We start from the raw sequence: 24,013 nt of genomic DNA on the forward strand, positions 1-24,013 counted from the left end.
AGCAGCATCTTAAGTAATGCGGCTCTGCGTTCAGGTGAATAGTACGGCACGACCAGTCTCTTTCCGCCCCCGATATGCTTTTTTTGGAAAAACCGGAGAGGCGACAACTATCCTGACACCGGGGGGTATTGCTCAATGTGCAAGCGCTCCAGTTCTGTAGCGTGTTCTTAAGTGTTTCCATGTGCTGGCCCACCATGAACGACGCGACGCCCAACGCTCCAGAAGAAACCCCCAAAAAAGGTTCAATCACCTCATGGTGTTCAACCATGAAAGACGCCTCTTCATCCGTCAGATCCTTCAGCGCTTCATTCACTTTCTCTGCCGCCGCCATCATCTGCGCTTCTTCGCGTCGGCACATGTAGTTGCGCGAGTCGCTGAAGATGACCATTTGTCCCGGTTTGACCTGTTCGCCGAGATGGCGGTTTAGGGAGCGGAATTCGCGGCGCAGGGCATCGCTGAGCGTGGTTTCGTAGAGCGCACGCTCGAGCGCTTCGCGGCTCATGGGTTTCTGGACGATGTGAAAGCCCGACTCTGCCGGTTGCGGCAGGGTGTAGGTGTGCTCTTCCACCAGATGCTGGGCGGGTGGTGGTTCGGGTTTGAAGGCGTTCCAGGAGGCGCCGCCGCTATCGGCAACAACGCGTGGTTTCACCACGACCCAGTCGCCGTTGCGAATGGCTTCGACAAGTTTTCGCTGGTTGGCGCCTTGCAGGTAGTTGGATTGATTGAGGCCCATTGCATTGAGCATGTCATCGAAACCCGGCAGTTCATCCGAGCGGTTGAGTGCCTGTCGAAAGGTGTCCATGGCTTGGTGGGTGTCGAGTAGCTGTTGGCCGTGGAGTTCGCGTTGAGGGATGAGTCTGGTCACATCCGTGTCCCGTTCTGCAAAACGGGGGACTTTGGCGAGCGACCTCAAGCTTTGATGCCGGGTGATTCTCTTTTGCGTGTAGGGCGATTCCGATTTTGGCCAAAGCAATTTGCGCGCACCTGCACCCGGCCAGGTTTGGTGAGTGTTCTTATTACCTTAAACAGCAATGTTTAACAGACATGTCCAGACATGGACTCAGGCTACGCAATCTTGCGTCACGGCCTACAGTTTGCCGGGCACACCGCACCGCCCCCCCTGCTCGGTGAACCGACCGTCAATCGCGCACGGGATAACCTCGATCCACCAGCCTGAACAGGATGAAACAGTGACGGGTCAGAGTTCACGCCACATGTGGATCTTGTCGAAATAGTCTTCACCGACCCGCACGGCCAGCGGCTCGAGGCCGAACTGGATAAAGCCGCAGCGTTGATACAGCTTGAACGCCGCATCGTTGCCGGCGGTGACGGTGAGCTGGATGAGTTTCAGCTCGGGATGGTTTTGGCCTTCGCTCAGCGCGGCTTGCACCAGTTCATAACCCAAGCCGTGCTGGCGAAAATCCGCCGACACGTACATGCCGAATAACGTGGCCTTGTGTCGGGCCTTCTCACGAGGCTCGAACGCCAGACCGACGATGCCCGCCAATACGCCGGCCTCGAACGCACCGAGCACCACATCGAGCTTGCTGGTCAGCCGCGTTTCCCACCAACTCAGCGGCATCACTGCCCGTTCGCGCACGCTGGAGGTGAAGGCGTGTGGATGGCGGTCGTAGGCCTGGAGCATCAACTCGCGATAGGCCAGGGCATGGCTGGCGTCCAGCCGTTCGATCCACATCTCAAGCCCCTCGCCGTTGTTCAATCATCAGCCGCACGGCCAGACCGCCGAGCACCAGGCCCATGAAATAACGCTGCACCGCCAGCCACGTCGGGTTACGCACGAACCATGATGCAATGCCCGCCGCGAACAGTGCGATTAACAGATTGACGGAAAAACTGACGCTGATCTGGGTCAGGCCAAGAATGATGCTCTGGGTGAACACCGAGCCATGTTCAGGCGTGATGAACTGCGGAAATACCGAGAGGTAGAACACCGCAATTTTCGGATTCAGGGCGCTGGTGAGAAAGCCCATGGTGATCAACTTTCGCGACGAATCCGCCGGCAACGGCTGCGTTTCGAACGGCGAGCGTGCGCCGGGTTTCACCGCTTGCCAGGCCAGCCACAGCAGATACAGCGCGCCAGCCCACTTCAACACCTCATAAGCCATCGGCACCGCGAGAAACACCGCGGTCAAACCGGCGGCCGCTGCAAACATGTGCACAAAAAAACCGGCCACCACGCCCAGCAACGAGGTCACACCGGCCTTGCGCCCCTGGCAGATCGAACGCGAGATCAGGTAGATCATGTTCGGCCCCGGCGTCAGTACCATCAGCAACGCGGCGGCGGCGAAAATCAGCAGGTCTTGAAGCGGGATCATGGCAAAGTCCTTTGCGTGGATGATCAGGCAATGGCGGTGAGCGAGGCTCGATAAAACGGCAGGATCAGGTCGCGTGTCAATGGCGCCAGTTCAACATCGCCGTCGGTGGCCGGGTCGATCCAGACCACCTCTTCGATTTCGGCGGCAGGGGTGACTTCGGTGTCGATGGTCAGTTGAAAGATTTCAGCCTGTACGACAAATCCTGGCTCATTGGCGGCGGGGGCGCAGAACTGGCCGAGGAATGTCGCCTGCGAAGGGTCAATACGCAATCCCAACTCTTCCTCCAGCTCACGGGCCAGTGCATGCAGGGGCCGTTCGTGGGGCTCGATCTTGCCGCCCGGTTGCATGAACGCCGTGGTACCACGCTTGCGTACCAGCAGGGTGCGACCGTCAGCGCCGAGCAGTAGCGCGGCGGCGATGCGAATGATGCGTGGGGAGACAACGGGTGCAGAGGTCATGGGGCAGCCACCGGCCTGAAAAAATCGCAAGGATCCCATGCCTGCCCAATGACGTCACCTTACAGATCGCTAACCCTGAGCCTTGAGTTGCTCGTCGACCTCCTCAGGCACCTTGACGAAAATCTTGTATTTGCCGCCTTCCATGGCTTCGAAAGCAATCAGCTTTTCCACCAACAGGCCGCTGAGGGTTTTGCCGGCATTGAGCAGCAACATGCCGTTATCAGCGTTGAGATTGCGCGCCAGAATCATTCCCGGCGCCAGATCCCGAGTGGTCAGTACCTTGACCGTCGGATCGGCCAGCGTGACATCGCTGAGGAAGGCCGCACACACGTGAATGAAATCTTCGACCAGTTCCGGATCGTACAGGCGTGCGGCGTACTGGCGCAGGTACAGCAACGCTTCGTCGCTGTTCATCTGCCGCTCAAGAATCAGGCCGCGTTGCAACTCGACGAAGTCCACCGCCAGTTTCAGTAACCGCGAGCCGAAGGGAATCGCCTCGCCCTTGAGGCGGTCGGGAAAGCCGCTGCCGTCCCATCGCTCCTGGTGATGCAGGATCAGGCGTGCGGCATCTTTCATCGGGTCCAGCGTCATCAGCAAGGACTCGCTCTGCTTCGGATACCCGCGATAACGCTCTTGATCGGTATGACGCAGCAAATCCGAAGGCGTAATCATCATGCCGTCGGTCCAGCTCAGTTTGCCGACATTGTAGAGCGCCGCCGCCATGGTCAGGTCACGGCTGGTGGCCTCGTCCAGGTCATGGTGTTTGCAGTAGCTGCGCACCAGTTCGATGATTTGCCGGTTGGTCTGTTTGGCCGGGGGCAAGCGCAGATTGGCCAGCAACGAGAACACTTCGGTGCCGGTGACATAGCTGCGCTTGAGCTCTTCGTAAGCCAGATCAAGCATGTCGGCGGTCTGTTGCAGCTCGGCGGTGCGCGCCGCGACATGCTTTTCCAGGGTGCTGTTGAGCAGTTTGAGCTGATCGTTTTGCACCCGGGCCAACTGTTCCAGGCGCTGACGTTCTCGCTCGGAATGCTGATGCTCCAGGGACTGACGCAGGATCAGCAGCAACTCTTCGTCATTCCACGGTTTGCTGATGTAACGATGAATCTGCCCGTCATTGATCGCCTTTATGATCGCGGACGGGTCGGCGTAGCCCGTGAGCATGATGCGCACGGTCGCCGGATGACGTTGGCGAACATGAGCCAGCAACGAGGCGCCGTCCATATTGGGCATACGCGCATCGCTCATGACCAGGTCAACCGTCTGCTGTTCGAGCATCTCCAGTGCCTGGGCGCCGCTCGTGGCCAGCAGGACATCGTAGGGTTGACCCCGCAACAGGCGGCGCAAGCTGTTGAGGATCGACTCCTCGTCATCGACCAGCAGCACTGTGGGGCGGTGAGGCAGAGTCGGGGCGGATTGCTCTTCCATGGCGTGACCTCAAGCAAAACAGTGGACGAAAACGACGCGCCAGCCTACCGCCTCGCTTGCCTGCGCCTGACTGAAGGCTAGATGATTTTCTGCAGTGTTCACGCAAATCTTCAGCCCGAGTGCACAGGCAAATTGCCGAGGGCGCGACTATGCTCAACTCGCAGGCGGACTCCATCGGCCTTCGAACAGGCACGTAATGAGGGAAAGGATGCTCCCGATGACAACAGCATGTGACCCCGTGGACCGCGCGGTATGACGGCGCCCCCCGTATACATCAATCGCCGCGTGCTCATCGTCGACGACAGCCCGGCGATTCATGACGATTTCGCCAAGATTCTCTGCCCTGTCATCCCCCAGGACGACGGCCTCGGCGAGACCGAGAGTCTATTGTTCGGCACCCCGACTGCGACACAGACACTGCACTTCGAACTTGACTCGGCATTTCAGGGCCGGGAAGCACTCGATAAACTCGAAGCTGCGCTGGCCGATGAGCGCCCCTATGCCATGGCATTCATTGACATGCGCATGCCACCGGGATGGGACGGGCTGGAAACCATCGAACGGCTGTGGCAAGTCGACCCCAAGTTGCAGGTCGCCCTGTGCACGGCCTATTCCGATTATTCGTGGGAAGACATCGACCGGCGCCTGGCGCTGAACGACCGTTTGCTGATTCTGAAAAAGCCCTTCGACGCAATCGAGATCCGCCAGATGGCCAGCGCCCTTACGGTCAAATGGCAAATGACCGAAGACGCCGCGCTGAAGCTCAACGAGCTGGAACAAGCGGTTGAGGAACGCACCCGGGAATTGTCCGACGCCAATATCATCGTGCAGAACAGCCCGACCATCCTTTATCGGCTGCGCGGCGATCCCTCGTTTGCACTGATGTACATCTCCCACAACATCACTCGCTATGGTCATGTCGCCGCGGATCTGGTGCGCTCGCCGAACTGGGCTCAGGAGCTGATTCACCCGGACGATCAGGCGAACGTCGATGCGGCCATGGCCAGGGTGCTGGATCGGCATGCGTCGGGCGCTTCGATCGAATTTCGCCTGCGCACCGGCCAGGGCACTTGGCGCTGGGTGGAAAACCGCTATATACCAGTGCGCGATCATGACGGGCGGCTGCAGGAAGTCGAAGGCATCATCCTGGACATCACAGAACGTCGTCTGGTCGAGGAGAAATTGGCGTTGATGGCCCGTTCCGACAGCCTGACGGGGCTGGCCAACCGCGCCACATTGATCGAGCGTCTGCACCAGGCGTTTGCGGCCGCGCGTCGTGGCGCCATGCCGTTCGCGGTGTTTTACCTCGACCTGGATCACTTCAAGCGAATCAATGACACCCTCGGGCATCCGGTCGGCGACCTGCTGTTACAGGAAGTCGCCCAGCGCATCAAGGCCTGCGTGCGAGAAAACGATGTGGTGGCGCGCCTGGGCGGCGACGAGTTCGCGATCCTGCAACTGGACGTCAGCGACCCGACCCAATCGGCCGCGATGGCGTCTCATATCCGCGACGCACTGATGGCGCCCTACAACCTGTCCGGTAATGCGCTGCATATTTCGGTCAGTATCGGCATCAGCAGCTACAGCGCGACCAGTCTCGACGCCGACAGCCTGCTGGGGCAAGCCGACATGGCGCTGTACCGCGCCAAGGAAACGGGGCGCAACCAGTATCACTTCCACTCGGAGGAGATCTCTCGGGAAGTCGCCGAACGCATGACCCTCGTCAGCGAGTTGATGGCCGCGCTGGAGGGCGATGAGCTGAGACTGCATTACGCACCGGAGATGGATCTGCACAACGACCGGATTCTGGGCATGGAGGCGAAAATCCTCTGGCAACACCCGCGGCGCGGTCTGCTGCCGGCATCCGCCTTCGTCCCGGCGGCGGAAAGAACCGGCGCGATCATTCCTCTGGGGCGCTGGGTGCTGGATCGCGCCTGCCGCCAGATGCAACTCTGGCGTGAGGAAGGCGTGGCACCGCCGTTGATGGCAATCAAGCTCTCTCTGGCGCAACTCAAGAGTGGCCCCGAACTGATCTACGACGTTCTGCGCACCACCGCACGCTGGCAGCTTGCGCCCTGGGATTTGCGTTTCGATGTCACCGAGGCGACGCTGGCCCAGACCAAGTGGACCCACAACGATGTATTGCCACGCCTGCGTGAACTGGGCGTGACCATCGCCATCGATGATTTCGGCACCGAGTATTCATCGTTCGATTACCTGAAAACCTACCGCGTCAATCATCTCAAGCTTGCTCAGAGCGTCATCGATAGCGCGACTCAAGATGCAGCCGGTGCCAGCGCACTGCGGGCGATCGTCAATTTCGCCCGGGATCTGGACATCGGCATCATTGCCGAAGGCCAGCCGACACCGGGACAGCATCCCGCGCCGCCCACCGCGGCCGCATTACCCAGTGCACAGGGGCTCTATTTCAGTGAGGCGGTCAGCGCCGAGCAGGCAGGCCAACTGCTGAGGGACGGACACAAGGTGGTCCAGTCCCGGGGGGAGGATGAGGAATGAAAACCCCATTCCCGCAATCCAACCGGCGCATCCTGATCATCGATGACACACCGGCGATTCACGACGACTTCCGCAAGATCCTTGCCCCGAAGGCGCCCGAAGAGGCTGACTTGAATCACCTCGAACAGACGCTGTTCGGTACCCGTCAGTCGCCACACCTGAACTTCCAGCTAGACTCCGCCTACCAGGGCCAGGAAGCCTTGGCTCTGGTCCTGCGCGCGCAGGCCGATGGCAACCCTTATGCCCTTGCCTTCATCGACATGCGCATGCCGCCGGGATGGGATGGTCTGGAAACCATCGAGCAACTGTGGCAGGCCGATCCGAACCTGCAAATTGCCTTGTGCACCGCCTATAGCGATTACAGCTGGGAGGCGATGGCCGAGCGGCTGGAGTTCGGCGACCAGTTACTGATTCTCAAAAAGCCGTTCGACAGCCTGGAAATCCGCCAGATGGCCAGTGCCCTGACCTGGAAATGGCAACTGGCCCAGGACGCGGCACTGAAGATGCTCAGCCTTGAGCGAACCATCGAGGCGCGGGTTCACGAACTGCTGAAGGTGTCGCGCCTGCTGCAATACGACACCCTCACCGGTTTACCCAACAGCACCCTGCTCGGTGATCGCCTGAGCCAGGCCCTGGCCGTCTGCCGGCGCCATGACAAGCAACTGGTGGTGATGTTCCTCGGTCTGGACCGGTTCAAGCGCATCAATAATGCGTTGGGCCATCCGGCGGGCGACGAAATGCTCAAGCGTGTCGGACAGCAACTGTTGCTGTGCATACGCGGATCAGACTCGGTCTTTCGCTACGGTTCAGACGAGTTCGTGGTGATCCTCACCGACATCAGCCATCCACAGCAGACCCACGCCATCGCCGAAAAAGTGCTCGCGGCCATTCGCCTGCCGCAGACGATTGCCGGCCATGACGTCAGCGTCACCGCCAGTCTGGGCATCAGCGTCTATCCCGAAGACGGACTGGATGCCATCGAGTTGATCAAGAAGGCCGAAACCGCGATGCGTAACGTCAAGGAAAACGGCCCCAACGACATCGGTTTCTTCATCGACGCGATGAACCAGCGCGCACGCGAACAGCAAAGCATCGAATCGGGCATTCGTCTGGCGCTGAAACGGCAAGAGTTCGTCCTGCACTACCAACCGAAAATCGACCTGCGCAGCGCCAGGGTGGTCGGTGCCGAGGCGCTGGTGCGCTGGCAGAAACCGGGGCACGGCACGGTCTATCCCTCGGACTTCATTCCGGTGGCCGAGGACAGCGGACTGATCGTGCCACTGACCCAATGGGTGCTGGCCGAGGCCTGTCGTCAGACTCGGGCCTGGCAAGTGGCGGGACTGCCGCCGATCCGCATGTCGGTGAACATCTCGCCCATCGATATTCGCCAGCGCGACTTCGTCGAAGGCGTCGAGCACGTGCTCAGGCAGTCGGGGCTGGACGCCGGCTGGCTGGAACTGGAAATCACTGAAGGCGTACTGATGCAAAACGTCGAAGCGACAATGACCGCACTCAATCGCCTGCAGGCACTGGGCACACGACTGTCCATCGACGACTTCGGCACCGGCTATTCAAGCCTGAGCTACCTGCGCCGGTTTCCCATTGATGTGCTGAAGATCGATCAATCGTTCATTCGCGGTCTGAGCCACGACAGCAATGATGCCGCCCTCGTCAGCGCCATCATCAGCCTGGGAAAAAGTCTGGGATTGAACGTCATCGCCGAAGGCATCGAAACCGCAGAACAACTGGCCTTTCTCAAGGCCCACCACTGCGAAGAAGGCCAAGGCTACTACTTCAGCAAAGCCCTGCCTGCCGACGCTTTTGCGCACTTGCTGGCCGCCACGTCCCCACCGCCCTGGACAGTTTGATGCACGCCCCGAAACCGGCCACGAGAGTCAAGGAGACGATTGCCGATGAGCCTTTACCCCCCTTTCATGGCGTTGCTGCTTTGTGGACTCTGTATCGGTGCCCACGCCGAGCCGCTGGACGAACCGCTCATCCCCCTGCCCGCAGCACCGGCGCAGGATGCCCGGCGCGTTGAACTCGGCCGCCGGTTATTCCACGAGCCACGGTTATCGATCAACAACAGCCTGTCCTGCACCAGTTGCCACCAACTGGACAAGAACGGTGCCGACAGCCGAGCCTTGTCACTGGGGTTCGACGGCAAACCGGTGGCCGTCAACACACCGACGGTGTTCAACGCCAGCCTGAACTTTCGCCAGTTCTGGGACGGCCGCGTCGAGACACTGGAGCAGCAGAGCGACGTGGTCATTACCAGCCCCCATGAAATGGGCAACGACTGGAGCACCGTCGTCGAACGCATCGCCAACGACGCCGACTACCGCCGGGACTTCGCCGCCACCTACCCGGACGGTGTGACCAAGGCCAATATCCAGCAAGCACTGTCCACCTATGAACGCACCTTGCTAACCCACAATTCCCGTTTCGATCAATACCTGCTGGGCAACACGGACATCCTGACTCTCGAGGAGAAGTACGGCTACCAGCGCTTCAAGGAATACGGCTGCATTGCCTGCCACCAAGGGGTGAACATCGGCGGCAACATGTTCCAGAAATTCGGCGTGTTCGGCGACTACATTGCCGATCGCGGCAACCCGACAGTGGCCGACCAGGGACGTTTCAATGTCACCGGCGACGAAGCGGATCGTGCCGTGTTCAAAGTGCCGAGCCTGCGCAATGTCGCAATGACCGCGCCGTACTTTCACGACGGCTCGGCGCCCACCCTCGAACGGGCGGTGGACGTGATGTTCCAGTACCAGTTGGGGCGCATGCCGAGCGAAGAAGACAAGCACCTGATCATCCTGTTTCTCAAGACCCTGACCGGCCAATGGGAGGGCAAGCCATGAAGAACATCTCACGCCACACCAGCCTGCTGTTGCTCACGCTGGTCGCGGTGGTGCTGGCCTCGATCCTGCTGTTTCTCTATTTCAAGTCAAGCTCCGAACAAACCATGACGTACACCGAGTCAAGGGACCTGGTCCGGCAGATCAAACAGCAGAACGCTCTGTGGGAAAACGAGATTCTCAAAGCCAGGGTGGCGATCTCCCACAACTACGACCCCCTGGTATCGCCAATGAACGAGATGACCCGGCTCTGGGAGCGCTTCGACTCCCTGGAGTCCGGGCATGGTCGCAACGACTCCGTCCTATGGAACGACGCCCACGAGGGGTTCCTGCACGCGATGCAGGAAAAAACCCGTCTGGTCGAACAGTTCAAGTCGCACAACGCCCTGTTGCGTAACTCTCTGGCCTTTTTGCCAACCGCCGAAGACGACATCCAGGCGCAACTGGCCAATCTGCCTGATTTCGACAAGTTGCAGTTGCAGAACATCACCACCGATACCTACGACCTGCTACTCAGTGCCCTGGAGTTCGCCCAGGTCACCTCCGCCGACAAAGCTGCCGACATCGAGTTAGGGTTGAACAAACTGGCAGTGAATGCACAACGCCTGCCCGCGGAGTTTCAAAGCCCGATCAGGATCATGAGCAATCACATCGCCCTGATTGCGCGCGAGCAACCACGGGTCAATCAGTTGCTCGAAAACATCGAAGCCATTCCAGTGGCCGAACGTCTGGACAACATCACCACCATGCTTGACATGGATCAGCAACGCGTCGAAGTCATCGAAAGGAAATACCACTTCTACCTGCTGCTGTTTTCCGTGCTGTTGATGATGTCACTGATATGGCTGGCCGTTCGCCTGATCCGCAGTTTCGCCGAAATCAATCGGGTCAATAGCGCCTTGCAGACCGCCAACGATGCGCTGGAGCAACGGGTCGAGGAGCGCACCCGCGAGCTCAAGAACGCCCAGAGCGAATTGCTCGACGCCGCGCGCCAGGCCGGTATGGCGGAAATCGCGACCAACGTGCTGCACAACGTCGGCAATGTGCTCAACAGTGTGAACATCTCTTGCGACCTGATCGCACGAAAGCTGCGCGCCAGCAAATCACTGGGATTGGGCAAGGCCATGCAATTGATCAACGAACATCCGCACGACCTCGGCCATTTCCTCAGCGAGGACGCCAAGGGCAAATTGCTGCCCGGTTACCTCAATCAACTGGTCGGCGCGATCTCTCAGGAACAGCAGGAAATGGCCGACGAATTGAACCAGATGAACAAAAGCGTCGACCACATCAAGGACATCGTCGCCACCCAGCAGTCCTATGCCGGGGCCAACAGCATGACCGAGCCGCTGTTCATCAACGAACTGCTCGAAGACGCCCTGCGCATGAACGCCGGGGCCCTGACCCGGCATCACGTCACGGTGGTCAAGGAGTACGCCGATGTGCCGCAAGTGATGGGCGACAAACACCGCTTGCTACTGATCCTGATCAACCTCATCAGCAATGCCAAATACGCGATGTCGGACCTCAGCAACCGCCCACGCACCATGACTCTGGGGGTCAGAATCGCGGATGAAAACTTCCTCGAAATCAGCGTCCGGGACGATGGCGAGGGCATAGAGCCGCAGAACATGACGCGCATTTTTGCCCATGGTTTCACCACCCGCAAGGAAGGCCACGGGTTTGGCCTGCACAGCTGCGCCCTGGCGGCCATCGAGATGAACGGCCATCTCACCGCCCACAGCGACGGGCCGGGCAAGGGTGCGTTATTCACCCTGCAGATCCCCCTGATCAGCGTAACGGAGAACGCATGAGTGAGCTTTCGAATCGCCGCATTCTACTGATCGACGACATGCCGTCGATTCATGAAGACTTTCGCAAGATCCTCGCTCCGGCGGCACAGTCGGTGGAACTGGACGAAATGGAGGCAGCACTGTTCGGCACCCAGGCCCGAATCGAGCGTCCTCGGTTCGAGCTGGATTCGGCCTATGGCGGCGAGGAAGGTCTGGGCAAACTGGTTCAGGCCATGCAGGAGCAGCGCCCCTATGCGCTGGCTTTCGTCGATATGCGCATGCCCGATGGCTGGGACGGTGCGAAAACCATCGAACACCTGTGGAAAGAGGATCCGCAGTTGCAGGTAGTGGTGTGTACCGCGTACTCGGATTACTCCTGGGACGAACTGCTGGAACGCCTGCACGCTCATGATCGACTGCTGATCCTGAAAAAACCGTTCGACAACATCGAAGTGCAACAGATGGCCAACACACTGCTCACCAAATGGCAGATGACTGAACGGGCCTCCCTGCAAATGCACAATCTGGAACATCTGGTGGATCAGCGCACCGCCCAGTTCAAGCAGGCCAGCGAAGAACTGCAGAGAGAAGTCGACGAGCGCAAGCAATTGGAAGGACAACTGGTGCAATCGGAAAAACTCGCGTCACTGGGGCAACTGGCGGCGGGCGTGGCCCATGAAATCAATAACCCGATCGGCTTCATTTCCTCCAACCTCGGCACACTGGACGGCTACTTCAAACAACTGCTGACCATGCTCGACGCCTACCAGACGCTCGGGCACGCCCCGGACAGCGAATCGGCGTCACGGCTGGAGCAATTGCGCCAGGACGTCGAACTGGATTTTCTGCTCGAAGACATTCCCGTGCTGATCCGCGAATCCAAGGACGGCATCGGCCGGGTCGGGCAGATCGTCAAGGACCTGAAAGATTTTTCCCGGGTCGATTCCAACCAGCAATGGCAGTGGGCCAATCTGCAACAAGGCATCGAGTCGACCCTGAACATCGTCGCCAGCGAACTCAAATACAAGGCCGACGTGATCAAGGAGTATCAGCCGTTGCCGGACATCGAGTGCCTGCCGTCGCAAATCAATCAGGTCATCATGAACCTGGTGGTCAACGCGGCTCAGGCCATGGGGCAGGAACGCGGCATCATCACCCTGCGCACCGGGCAGCAGGCCGACATCGCCTGGGTTGAAGTGGCCGATACCGGATCAGGTATCGCACCGGACACCCTGCAAAAAATCTTCGACCCCTTCTTCACCACCAAACCGGTCGGCCAGGGGACTGGTCTCGGTTTGTCCCTGTCCTACGGCATTGTGAAAAAGCATGGTGGAGACATTTCGGTGAGCAGCGAGTTGGGCGTAGGCACGACCTTTCGCGTCGAACTGCCGATGCGCCAGACACCGTCAGCCGCTTGATCCCTGCGGGAAGGGGTCGAGGCGTGACACTCTCGTCTGACACCATCGCCTGGCACCGCGCCGTCAGGCGTTTGATGCTCAGCGGTTGCTCCAGCAAAGAATTCGCCCGTAAGCTGGAAATCGCCGTATAAACCGTTAATGCCCATAAGAAACACCGGTACAGCAAACCTGGGATCACCTCCCGGGCCGAGCTGTTTTCGATTGTTCTTCAGGCGCAGAACGCCTGATTGCAGCGTTTGCGCGAGCAAGCCCGCAGCCACAGAGAATCTGCGGCGGGCCACACCCATTGAGTCCGAACCAAGGAAACCGTATGAGCCTGTCCCTCCTGAGCCGCTACGCCTTCTTTGCCGTCTGCGTGATATTCACCCTCGCCAGCCTGCCCTTTCTCGAACACGACTGGCTCTGGCCGATCACTGCCGTCACCGGCGTATTGAGCCTGGTCGGCCTGTTCGACTTGATGCAGAGCCCGCACGCGGTACGCCGCAATTACCCGATCCTGGGCAACATTCGATACCTGGTCGAAGGCATCCGCCCGGAAATCCGCCAATACCTGCTGGAGTCCGACAGCGACGCCCTGCCCTTCTCCCGCGCCCAGCGTTCGCTGGTGTACTCACGGGCGAAGAATGAAAGCGCCGACAAACCGTTCGGCACGCTGATCGATGTCTATCAATCGGGCTTCGAATTCATCGGCCATTCGATGCGCCCGGCGCCGTTGAGCGACCCCAGCAGTTTCCGCGTCACCGTCGGCGGCCCGCAGTGCACTCAACCGTACTCGGCGTCGGTGTTCAACATCTCGGCGATGAGCTTCGGTTCACTCAGCGCCAACGCGATTCGCGCGCTCAACCAGGGCGCCAAACTCGGTAACTTCGCCCACGACACCGGCGAAGGCAGCATCAGCCCGTATCACCGCGAAAACGGCGGCGACCTGACCTGGGAACTGGGCAGCGGCTACTTCGGTTGCCGCACCAGCGACGGCCGTTTCGACCCGGAACGCTTCGCCACGCAAGCGCAAAACCCGCAAGTGCGGATGATCGAAATCAAGATGAGCCAAGGCGCCAAACCCGGCCACGGCGGGATTCTGCCGAAACACAAAGTCACCCGGGAAATCGCCGACACCCGCGGCATCATGATGGGCGAAGACTGCGTCTCGCCGTCACGCCACAGTGCGTTTTCCACGCCAATCGAAATGATGCATTTCATCCAGCAACTGCGTGAACTGTCCGGCGGCAAACCGGTGGGCTTCAAGTTCTGCCTCGGCCACCCGTGGGAATTCATGGGCATCGCCAAAGCCATGCTCGAAACCGGCATCCTCCCCGACTTCATCGTCGTCGACGGCAAGGAAGGCGGCACCGGCGCGGCCCCCGTGGAATTCACCGACCACATCGGCGTGCCGATGCGCGAAGGTCTACTGTTCGTGCACAACACCCTGGTCGGCCTGAACCTGCGCGACAAGATCAAACTCGGCGCCAGCGGCAAGATCGTCAGCGCCTTCGACATTGCCAGCGTGCTGGCCATCGGCGCTGACTGGGCCAACTCGGCACGCGGCTTCATGTTCGCCATCGGTTGCATCCAGTCGCAAAGCTGCCACACCAACAAATGCCCGACCGGCGTCGCCACTCAGGACGCCTTGCGCCAACGCGCACTGGTCGTGCCGGACAAGGCCCAGCGCGTGTTCAATTTCCATCGCAACACGTTGAAGGCTTTGGCGGAAATGCTCGCAGCGGCCGGACTGGAACATCCTTCGCAACTGTCGGCCAAGCACCTGGTTCGACGCATGTCGGCGACCGAGATCAAACTGTTCTCGCAACTGCATGTGTTTTTGAAGCCAGGGGAATTGCTCACCGGGGAAGTGAACGGCGAGTTTTACTCGCGGATGTGGCAGATGGCGCGGACAGACAGTTTTGAGCCGATGGAAGTGGTGGCGGCTTAGCGTCCAGACGGAGTGCCATATTCACCCTTTTGGCACTCCGAGCGTCAATTCGGAAGGCGAATTTACCGGCGCTCAGGTGAATTGACGCTTGCACAATATTGGAGAACGGCCGAACTCTTGAATTGAAAGGCAATCAGTCACCGATACGTTCATATCCGACGCTCCCGAAAGAGCACAAACCGGAAAAAGCAGTACCCCAATAAAATGTTGATCAGTGAAAAAGAAGCCACCGTCACCAGGCCGGGAAGATGACAGGCATCGGCAATCACGCCCACGCCGAAACTCACCGCGCCCATTGCGCCGACAAACATCAGGTAAGCGAACACCGAGGTTTCTCTCTCGAACGTGTAAAGCGCGTTCACGTAAAACGTGAACGCAGCGGCCACGCAAAACGCCGCAAAATTGCTGGATGCCTGATCGAGGCCGACCGCGGTGCAGAGCACGAAAAATATTTGCCAGTGGATCAGCGCATCTGCAAAGCCGATCACGCCGGTTGCGGAGAATCCTTTCATGTCCGTTCCTTGCTGACTCCGACTTGTCGGGTCTTCAAGCTAGGCCATGGCGCAGGGGCGGTCTACTGTCAGAAATTACAGGTACGAGGGTTATTCCGACCAACGGTTATACGTATTTCATCCGTGCAGCGACCGCGCCGCCCCAATAAAAAAAGCCCCGATCTCTCGACCGGAGCTTCGCCGTTTCAACGTCCCTCACTTACGAAGCCGAACGCACCGCGCCTTGCGACACCTGGGTCGGTTGCAGCTTGAACACGTAGAACAACACCGTCAGCACCACCAGGAATGCTGGGCCCACATAGAGCGCCACGCGGGTGTCGGGGAAGTACGCCATCAGGCCGACCACCAGCACCAGGAACGCCAACGCAAAGTACGAACTGACCGGGTACAGCCACATCTTGTATTTGAGGGCGGCACGTTCGCTGGCGCTCAGGCCTTTGCGGAATTTGAGCTGGGCCAGCAGGATCATCACCCAGGTCCAGATTGCGCCGAAAGTGGCAATCGACGTCACCCAGACGAAGACTTTTTCCGGCACCAGATAGTTGAGCAATACGCCCAGCAGCAGTGCGCCAATCGACAGCAGCAATGCGCGACGCGGCACGCCGTTACTGGACGTCTTGGCAAAACCGGCCGGGGCCTGCCCATTCTGCGCCAGGCTATAGAGCATGCGCCCGGTGCTGAAGATACCGCCGTTGCACGACGACAATGCCGCCGTGATCACCACGAAGTTGATGATGCCTGCTGCGGTCTTGATGCCCAGACGCTCGAACGTCATCACGAACGGACTGCCCTGAGTGCCGATTTCGTTCCATGGGTAAATCGACAGGATCACGAACAGCGCGCCGACGTAGAACAGCAGAATCCGCCAGAACACCGAGCCGATCGCATCGGGGATGGTCTTCTGCGGGTTCTTCGCTTCGCCTGCGGTCAGGCCGATCATCTCGACGCCGAGGTAGGCGAACATCACCATTTGCAGGGACATCAGCACACCCTGCACACCGTTTGGCATAAAGCCGCCATGGCTCCACAGGTTGGAAATCCCCAGCGCAACGCCGTCGTTGCCGAAACCGAAGGCGATAACGCCGATGCCGCCAATCACCATGGCGATGATGGTGACGATCTTGATCAGGGCGAACCAGAATTCGAACTCACCGAAGGCTTTGACCGCGATCAGGTTGACTGAGCCCATGCTGATCAGCGCCGCGAGGGCCCAGATCCAGCGCGGCACATCGGGGAACCAGATGCCCATGTACACGGCGACGGCAGTGATTTCCGCGACACACGTCACCAACCACAGAAACCAGTAGTTCCAGCCCGTGAGAAAGCCTGCCAACGGGCCGAGGTAGTCTTGCGCGTAGCGGCTGAACGAACCGGCCACCGGGTTATGCACGGCCATTTCGCCAAGGGCGCGCATGATCACCAGGATCGCCAGACCGCCAAGAATGTAGGAGAGCATGATCGCCGGGCCGGCCATTTCAATGGCCTTGGCCGAACCGAGAAACAGACCGACGCCGATACAGGCTCCGAGGGCCATCAGGCGAATATGCCGTTCGCCGAGTTCGCGTTTAAGCGGACCGCCCTGAGCGGTTTCGCCGTGAGGCAGGTGATTGCCAACTGGCATAGGGGTGCAACCTCGTCTTGTTATTGGATATGGCCACCGAGTGTTCAAGCGTCGGCCGATTAGCCTTGGCTCGTTGAAAACCGCGTCTGCTTCGTGGGCAAACGCGTCTTGCAGGACAGCCTGCAAGATCAGCGGGGCGTCAGTATAAAAACCTTGTCGCAGGTCTTTTCACTCTATAAACCACAAGATTCAGTGGGAGTTGTCGCAAGAATGCCAGTAGACCCGGCGGATCAACTGGCAAATGTAGGAAAACTCGCCACTGAAAACGGCGGCGAGTATTGCACAACCTTGGTGCATCGTCTTTTCGTCTGGCGTTTTTATCCAGCTCCGGGAACCTTGGCAAACGCTTTAATGGAGAGTCTGAACCGCGACCAGTTCTTCTGGATCAGGCAATTCAACAGACGAAAGATGCTCGACGCGGTGGCGGCTAATGTAACCGCCATCAATATCGGCGGGATCAAATTCACTGACGTTGAAGTCACGACCACCACGCCTTCTTCCATAGGTGTTTAACGTCGCGGCCAGCGCTCCGCTTTCCAGTACCTTATGCATGCCCTGTCTCATGGCGTCGGGGCTGGCAAACTTCGCAAATCCAGAGTTAGGCTCGTAAAAGAACCACTCTGGTCTACCGTTCCTGACTCTTATACCTGCAAGCATTGCATGATCTTTGGAGGCCAGCCTGAGTGTTTTCGAATCAGGAGAACTTTCCAGTGCATCGATAATTTCGTCGGCGTCCATTTTCGTCTTGGCTGCGCCCATATGAAAAGACTCCTTATTGTTCACCGTATTGTGAAACTCCGTCATGTCGGAGATAAATCTGGTGGATTCAGGCGCCTCTTTCGCCAGGGCAGCTCTGGGAATATTTTTAAGCAGTATGTCTTCGTTTCCGTGATGAATAGCGTAGGCCATGGCATTTGAGAGTCCTGCGCACTCACCTCTGGAGACCATATTGACGTGAGCCAGATACAGCCCCTGCGAAACAGGAACCACCTCGACAGCCAAACCTTTCAAATCCATGGCAAGAAGGTTTGAACTATAACGAGCGTCGCTGAGAATTTTTGTTTTTATTTCTTTTGTCAAAGCCCCTATTTCTTCAGGCTTGAGACCAGGCTCTGATACCAACTCAATCAATTCATCAAATTTCATTCCAGGAGTGTAGCCATCGATTGCGATTACATTCCCTTGCGTATAACCACGTTCAAAAGCTCGAAGATTATTCTTGTTCCGTGCAAATTCGACATTGTTATGAAAATTCAAATAGACACGGGATTTTGCCTCACTGCCCAAGGTTCCACCCCAGCAGAAACGTTGAGGCGTGAAATTGCCCGGCGGACCATAAAGCCTGCGGGTGTCCAGGTTGTACTGGTGCCAATTGTCATTTTTCAATACCCCCACGCCCTCGATACTTTGCTCACCCACTTTGAAGGTGCCCAGCACTGTCGGCCCGTGCGCCTTACTGACTCCGAGCAGCACGTCATACCCGCTCGCAGACGCCCGAAGTCTGTTCAATTGGTGCAGCCCTTTAACGCCCACGAACTTGATCCCCCGACCCAGTAGCTGCACACCTGCCGCTATGCCACTCACCGGATTAAGTTCGCTGATGACAACGGCCCCTATTATTTTCGCTATCCTGAGCGCTTTGCTGATTGCCGAAGCCGTCCTGCCCCCCACTTGTGCCAACTTGGCTGCGGCACCCAGGCCAGCAGTGACGAATCCCAATACGTCGAGGAACAGATCAATGGCTCCGTCTAGATGTTTGCCTTCTACAAAATGGGTAACGGCAGATTTGAAGGGAATCAGGTTGAGCAAAAACTCCACGCGGGATTTCATGGCCGCCCATTCCTTGTCATACGTCGTCTGACCTTCAGCAGCGTTCAGAATCTTCTCGCTGTCGTAATCAAGATGCTCAACGAAGGCATTGGCAATCGTCAGGGTTCTCTCGCTGGAGTAGCTTTTCGGAGGCAAGGCCTGCGTCGCGCTTACTTGCTTGAGCTTCGCAGCGACCGATTTGTCAGCGACATAAAAGGGTTCGGTGGTGTACACGGTGCTCGGAACATTCACGTTGGTTCGTTCTGCCACTTGAGCAGGGTCAGAACCACTTTTTGTGATCGAGTCGGCCCCTAAATCAATGTGATACACGCTTACTTTTTTTTCCGTTCCGCGCTCGACTCTCAATGTCAGTGTCGGACTGGTGTAGGTCAGGCTCCTGCCAAAAAAGCTCGTACTCAGCTTGTAGGTCTTGTGTTGATAGAAATCGATCTTTCCATATTCGAGGTTTTCTCGGTCATCCAGCGACAACTCGGATATCAGGTGTTTTACGGTTAACCGGGCGCCTTCCTTGAGGTTGCTCAGCGTCGTTGCAAACTGCTTCCTGAAAGTCTCCCGCACGCGAAGGTTCAGTTCGTTGATGTCGTGAATGACAGCGTTCAGAAGTTTGTCGCTGGATTTCCATCGATAATTGCCATCCATCATTGCAACGTCCAGCAACGAGTACTTGCCCTGCGGCCCTAGCACATCGCTCGGCACGGGCGCGAGATGACTTAACACTTTTACCGAGCTGTCCCATTCAAGCGCGGCTTTTTCAAACGGAAAGTCTTTGTTAAATTCCTTTTCCAGCCCGGCCAACGCAATGCTTTTGCGACTTTGAAACACGCTCTTCAATAACACCGGCGTATTGAGCCGGTCGATCATTTGAGCATTGAACTGTTCTTTTATTTCGCCAAGTTCTACTTCGGTGTAGCGTTCATCGTCTTTCTTTTCCAAGGCGACATGGACAACGCCCCAATCGATCAGAGCAATTGTCTGGGCATACCGGGTAACGGTCGGATCGGTCATGGCAGCATGTTCAGCACAGATCATGACCTGGGCAAAGGTCATATTGGCGAGCTTGCCCGGACATTGAGCTTGGATCGTCGCAGCGGCAACGGCCAGGTTGAACCACGCCGGACCGCCATACTTGACGCCGTCCGGGATGTCTTTGATCAGGAACAGAGGGGCATTCCTTGCCAACAAGGCGTACGCGCCTAACCCGGCCATTTCAGGGCTGCTGATGAGTTCTTTGATCAAGTGTTCACGTAGTTTGTTGAACACCGCCGAAACCGGTTTCCCCCAATGTTGACGACTGGCCAGATCGAACCCCGCGACGCTGTTGCGTTGAGTGTTTTCAATAGACAGCGGGTCAAGATTCAACTGAATGGCGGCCAGTGCGTATTCATTGATGCTGACGTCCGTGGAAATGCCTTTCAAACGGGTTTGTACCGCCAGCCCAAGCGCCTGGCCGCAAGCGCTGGCAATGAGTGTTTCCAGTGCCTTGGCAGGATTGCCTAATGTTTCACTGTCAAGCGGATGATTCAGGTACAAATGCTCCAGCAGTTGCTGGCCTGGTTTCCATAGTTCATCAAGTCCTTCGATATAAAGCTGAACGGCATTCAGCACTTCGTGCTGCTGATCAGTACTCAATGGAATCGGCCAGGACAAGGCTCCGCCAAAGTCGCCAAGTGCGGACGGCGAGATATCTTCAGCTTCCTGCCTTGCAGACTCAAGTTCATATTCATAACTGTCAGACACCGGAACAGCATCCACGACGACATCATTTGCTTCGATCATACAATCTTCCTTGATAAATAAACGAAGCAAAAGTAAACAACAGGCACCTTTAAATAAAAAACCGAAAACCGTTACTAATCGTATGCATGACCAAACAAAAGAACCATCTACTTACACACTTCAGCTTACTTGAATAACCTTTTAACAATCAGCAACTTCCTCCTGCACTCACGCACCACAAAAAGTCGCAAGCGCCCGCCTGAAGTCCGGCACCTTCATCGAGCCTCTTGGTCCGTGTCGCTGCACAATTTCCCTCCTGTCGCCCACCACCGTCTAAGCTTCAGACAAGTCCGATCAATCTGCGTGAATGGATCAATCGACTATGGGCGCTTTGTGGCAAACCGATTCGAGTAAAGCCGTGGTTCCGACTGACCGTGTGGATGACGAAGCGCCTGTCCCTGAAAAAAACCGCCGCAACCGGCATGGGTGGAAGGCTTTCTGGCTGTTGCTGCTGATTATCCTGATCGTGGTCGGGCTGGCGGCGGCCAGGGAAATGCGCACCTCGCGTTTCCAGGCCCGTGAACTCAGCCGCTACGCAGCCTCACTGACCTACAAGCTTGAACCAGGCCCCAGCGAAGCGATTCGATACCCCGGCAATGGGCCCTTCGATTTGCGTCTGGGTTACAGCTCGCTCGATGAACTCCTGCCGCGCCTGCTCAAACGCGATTACGTGATCACCGAGCAGACCCGTTTCTCGCCGGCGCTGCTCAGCTATACCGGCAAGGGCATGTTCGTGCCCTATGCGGAAAAGACTCAGGCCGGCCTCTCGATCACCGACTGCCGCGCCGCGCCGCTGTATCAGTACAACTATCCGCAGCAACTGTATTCGAGTTTCGCGGCGATTCCGCCGGCGGTGGTCAACAGCCTGCTGTTCATTGAAAACCGTTTTCTGCTTGACCCCAGGCAACCGATGACCAACCCGGCGGTGGACTGGCCCAGGTTCGGCATGGCCGCGTGGTCGCAAGTGGCGAAGTTGCTGCACTTGCCCGGGCAATCGGCGGGTGGCAGCACGCTGGCGACGCAACTTGAAAAATACCGGCACTCACCCGATGGCCTGACGGTGTCCGGCGCCGAGAAGATTCGCCAGATGATCTCCGCCAGCGTGCGCGCCTATCAGGACGGCCCGCAAACCTTGACCGCGCGGCAGAACATCGTTCGTGACTACCTCAACAGCGTGCCGCTGTCGGCTGTGCCGGGCCACGGTGAAGTGCATGGCATGGCCGAAGGGTTGCGGGTCTGGTACGGCAGCGACTTCAACAAGGCCAACGAACAGTTGAACAGCCCGGCGACCGACCCGAAAACCATGGCTGATAAAGGCCTGGCCTTGCGTGAAATGCTGTCATTGATGATCGCCCAGCGTCGTCCCACCCATTACCTGAACAAGGGCCACGAAGAACTCGCCGATCTCACCGACAGCCATTTGCGCCTGCTCAAGCAGAACGGCGTGATCGACAGCGCACTCGCCGATGCCGCACTGGCCAGCCAGGTCAGCTATCGTGACTGGCAGACCCAGCCGACTCTTCAGCCGATTGAAACCAACAAAGGTATCAACGCTGCTCGTAGCCGCCTGGCCGCGATGCTCAATCGTTCGCTGTACGACCTTGACCGCCTCGACCTCTCGGCCACCAGCACGCTGCAAGGCGACCTGCAAACCCAGGTCACCGCTTACCTGAAAAAACTCGCCGACCCGGCCTACGCCGCTGAAATCGGCCTGCTCGGTGAACGGCTGCTGACGCCTGTCAGCACTGCTCAGGTGCGCTACAGCTTCACCTTGCTCGAACTCACCCCCGACGGCTCGCGAGTGCGGGTGCAGACCGACAGCACCGACCAGCCCTTCGACATCAACGAAGGCAGCAAACTCGAATTGGGCTCGACGGCGAAGATGCGTGTGCTCACCACGTACCTGCAAATCATCGCCGAGTTGCACGACAAGTACGGTGCGCTGAGCGTGCCGGAACTGAAAAAGGTCGACGTCCCCGACCAGGATCGCCTCAGCCAATGGGCCATCGATTACCTGATCCAGAACAAGGACCACGACCTCTCGAAAATGCTTGGTGCAGCGCTGGATCGCAAATACTCGGCCAGCCCCGGCGAGGCGTTTTTCACCGGTGGCGGGTTGCACGTTTTTCATAACTTTCGCAAGGAAGACAACGGCCGCATGCCGACCCTGCGCGACGCCCTGCGCGAGTCGATCAACCTGCCGTTCATTCGTCTGATGCGCGATGTGGTGCGTTACACCACTTACTCCGGTCCCAACAGCAGCGCCGAACTGCTCAAGGACGACCGCGACCCAAGGCGTCAGGAATACCTGGCGAGCTTTGCCGACCGTGAAGGTACAACGTTCTTGCTCAAGTTCTGGAAGAGGTACAGAAACAAAGACACCCAGGCGCGGCTCGAAACCTTCCTCGACAGCATGCGCCCGACCCCGATCCGCATGGCCGCCGTACACCGTTACCTGTTGCCGAACGCGACTCAGGAAGACTTCAACCGCTTCGTGCGCTCGCACCTCAAGGACGCCAAGCTCACTGTAAAACTCACCGACGATCGCTTGATCCGGCTCTATGACGCTTATGGCCCGGGCCGCTACGACCTCCCGGACCTGGGCTTCATCGCCAAGGTTCACCCGTTGGATCTGTGGCTGATGGGTTACCTGCTGAACAACCCGGACGCGACGTTCAGTCAGATCGTCAAAGCCAGCCACTTCGAACGCCAGGAAGTCTATAGCTGGCTGTTCAAGAGCAAGCACAAGGGCGCGCGCGACAGCCGCATCCGCACCATGCTCGAGATCGAAGCCTTCCTGGAGATTCACCAGCGCTGGAAAAAAGTCGGCTATCCGTTCGATCATCTGGTGCCGTCGCTGGCCACCGCCATCGGCAGTTCAGGCGACCGTCCGGCAGCGCTCGCGGAGTTGATCGGCACCATTCTCAACGATGGCGTGCGCATGCCGACCCTGCGCATCGACAGCCTGCACTTTGCTGCCGACACGCCGTATGAAACGCGGCTGATCAATGACCCGCATGTCGGCAAACGGGTGATGCCGTCGCAAGTTGCCACCGCCATGCGCGAAGCGCTTTCACAGGTGGTCGACGCCGGTACGGCCAAACGTGTTGCCGGCAGTTTCAAACTGGCCGATGGCAGTCCGCTGGCCATGGGCGGCAAAACGGGTACAGGCGATAACCGCATCGAGGCCATCGGTTCGGGCGGACGCATCCTCAGTTCGAAGTCGATCAACCGCACGGCGACCTTCGTGTTCTACATCGGCGATCACCATTTCGGCACCCTCACCGCGTACGTTCCGGGGCCTTCGGCAGAAAACTTCAAATTCACTTCAGCCTTGCCAGTACAGGTACTCAAGGGCATGGCACCGTTCCTCACCCCGTATCTGCAACCGGGCAGCGACTTGCAATGCCACCCTGCACAGAGCACAAACGTTGCGATGATCAATCCGGAACGCCTGAAGACGAGGTAACAAATCGTGTCAGTCGTTTCCGATTCAGCGTGACGTTTTTTCTTCACGGCGGGTGGTACTT

At 58.2% G+C, this 24,013-nt stretch carries 14 protein-coding genes and 2 pseudogenes; 8 read left to right on the plus strand and 8 right to left on the minus strand.

Annotated features, from left to right (window positions below; translation table 11 throughout):
* From AACY50_RS19695 to AACY50_RS19715, 5 genes and pseudogenes are all read right to left on the minus strand, one after another.
* Positions 1-973, minus strand: a pseudogene (locus AACY50_RS19695) (hypothetical protein); the annotation flags it as partial.
* Between the two features lie 225 nt (positions 974-1,198).
* Positions 1,199-1,696, minus strand: a complete 498-nt coding sequence (locus AACY50_RS19700) for a GNAT family N-acetyltransferase (RefSeq protein WP_339432887.1) — start codon at positions 1,694-1,696, stop codon at positions 1,199-1,201.
* A gap of 1 nt (position 1,697) precedes the next feature.
* Positions 1,698-2,336 carry a LysE family translocator gene (locus AACY50_RS19705; RefSeq protein WP_339432886.1) on the minus strand — a complete coding sequence of 213 codons (639 nt, stop codon included), beginning with the start codon at positions 2,334-2,336 and terminating at the stop codon, positions 1,698-1,700.
* Between the two features lie 23 nt (positions 2,337-2,359).
* Entirely contained in the window at positions 2,360-2,794 is a 435-nt protein-coding gene (locus AACY50_RS19710; RefSeq protein WP_339432885.1) for an NUDIX hydrolase, read from the minus strand.
* A 69-nt stretch (positions 2,795-2,863) separates the two neighbouring features.
* Positions 2,864-4,222 (minus strand): HD domain-containing phosphohydrolase, encoded by a 1,359-nt coding sequence (locus AACY50_RS19715; RefSeq protein WP_339432884.1) that lies wholly within the window; start codon positions 4,220-4,222, stop codon positions 2,864-2,866.
* Positions 4,223-4,474: 252 nt separating this feature from the next.
* Between AACY50_RS19715 and AACY50_RS19720 the strand changes: the two genes are divergently transcribed.
* The 7 genes and pseudogenes from AACY50_RS19720 (at position 4,475) to AACY50_RS19750 (ending at position 14,744) form a co-directional block, all read left to right on the plus strand.
* Positions 4,475-6,739: a GGDEF/EAL domain-containing response regulator gene (locus AACY50_RS19720; protein WP_339465899.1), complete on the plus strand. Its 2,265-nt coding sequence runs from the start codon at positions 4,475-4,477 to the stop codon at positions 6,737-6,739.
* A complete protein-coding gene (locus AACY50_RS19725; protein WP_339539027.1) occupies positions 6,736-8,607 on the plus strand; it encodes a putative bifunctional diguanylate cyclase/phosphodiesterase in 1,872 nt (623 codons plus the stop codon). The genes AACY50_RS19720 and AACY50_RS19725 overlap by 4 nt, the downstream gene beginning before the upstream one ends.
* A gap of 45 nt (positions 8,608-8,652) precedes the next feature.
* Positions 8,653-9,606, plus strand: a complete 954-nt coding sequence (locus AACY50_RS19730) for a cytochrome-c peroxidase (RefSeq protein WP_339432881.1) — start codon at positions 8,653-8,655, stop codon at positions 9,604-9,606.
* Positions 9,603-11,417, plus strand: a complete 1,815-nt coding sequence (locus AACY50_RS19735; protein WP_339432880.1) for a DAHL domain-containing protein — start codon at positions 9,603-9,605, stop codon at positions 11,415-11,417. The genes AACY50_RS19730 and AACY50_RS19735 overlap by 4 nt, the downstream gene beginning before the upstream one ends.
* Positions 11,414-12,814, plus strand: coding sequence for an ATP-binding protein (locus tag AACY50_RS19740; RefSeq protein WP_339432879.1), 1,401 nt, complete (start codon positions 11,414-11,416; stop codon positions 12,812-12,814). Before AACY50_RS19735 ends, AACY50_RS19740 begins: the two co-directional genes overlap by 4 nt.
* A 62-nt stretch (positions 12,815-12,876) precedes the next feature.
* Positions 12,877-13,041: pseudogene (locus AACY50_RS19745) on the plus strand (LuxR C-terminal-related transcriptional regulator); the annotation flags it as partial.
* An 83-nt stretch (positions 13,042-13,124) separates the two neighbouring features.
* Complete coding sequence (locus AACY50_RS19750; protein ID WP_339465897.1) at positions 13,125-14,744, plus strand: FMN-binding glutamate synthase family protein; 1,620 nt, start codon at positions 13,125-13,127, stop codon at positions 14,742-14,744.
* 149 nt (positions 14,745-14,893) lie between these two features.
* Here AACY50_RS19750 and AACY50_RS19755 read toward each other — a convergent pair whose 3' ends face one another.
* From AACY50_RS19755 to AACY50_RS19765, 3 genes are all read right to left on the minus strand, one after another.
* A complete protein-coding gene (locus tag AACY50_RS19755) occupies positions 14,894-15,256 on the minus strand; it encodes a GtrA family protein (protein WP_339495831.1) in 363 nt (120 codons plus the stop codon).
* Positions 15,257-15,455: 199 nt separating this feature from the next.
* Complete coding sequence (locus AACY50_RS19760) at positions 15,456-16,877, minus strand: amino acid permease (protein ID WP_339432871.1); 1,422 nt, start codon at positions 16,875-16,877, stop codon at positions 15,456-15,458.
* Between the two features lie 348 nt (positions 16,878-17,225).
* Positions 17,226-20,483 carry a hypothetical protein gene (locus AACY50_RS19765; protein WP_339507970.1) on the minus strand — a complete coding sequence of 1,086 codons (3,258 nt, stop codon included), beginning with the start codon at positions 20,481-20,483 and terminating at the stop codon, positions 17,226-17,228.
* Between the two features lie 322 nt (positions 20,484-20,805).
* On the opposite strand from AACY50_RS19765, the gene AACY50_RS19770 reads away from it, so the two are divergent.
* Positions 20,806-23,952 (plus strand): transglycosylase domain-containing protein, encoded by a 3,147-nt coding sequence (locus AACY50_RS19770; protein ID WP_339539029.1) that lies wholly within the window; start codon positions 20,806-20,808, stop codon positions 23,950-23,952.
* The last annotated feature ends 61 nt before the right edge of the window (positions 23,953-24,013 follow it).

It is taken from the genome of Pseudomonas sp. RA_15y_Pfl2_54 (genome assembly GCF_963971015.1).
Lineage (GTDB): Bacteria > Pseudomonadota > Gammaproteobacteria > Pseudomonadales > Pseudomonadaceae > Aquipseudomonas > Aquipseudomonas baetica_A.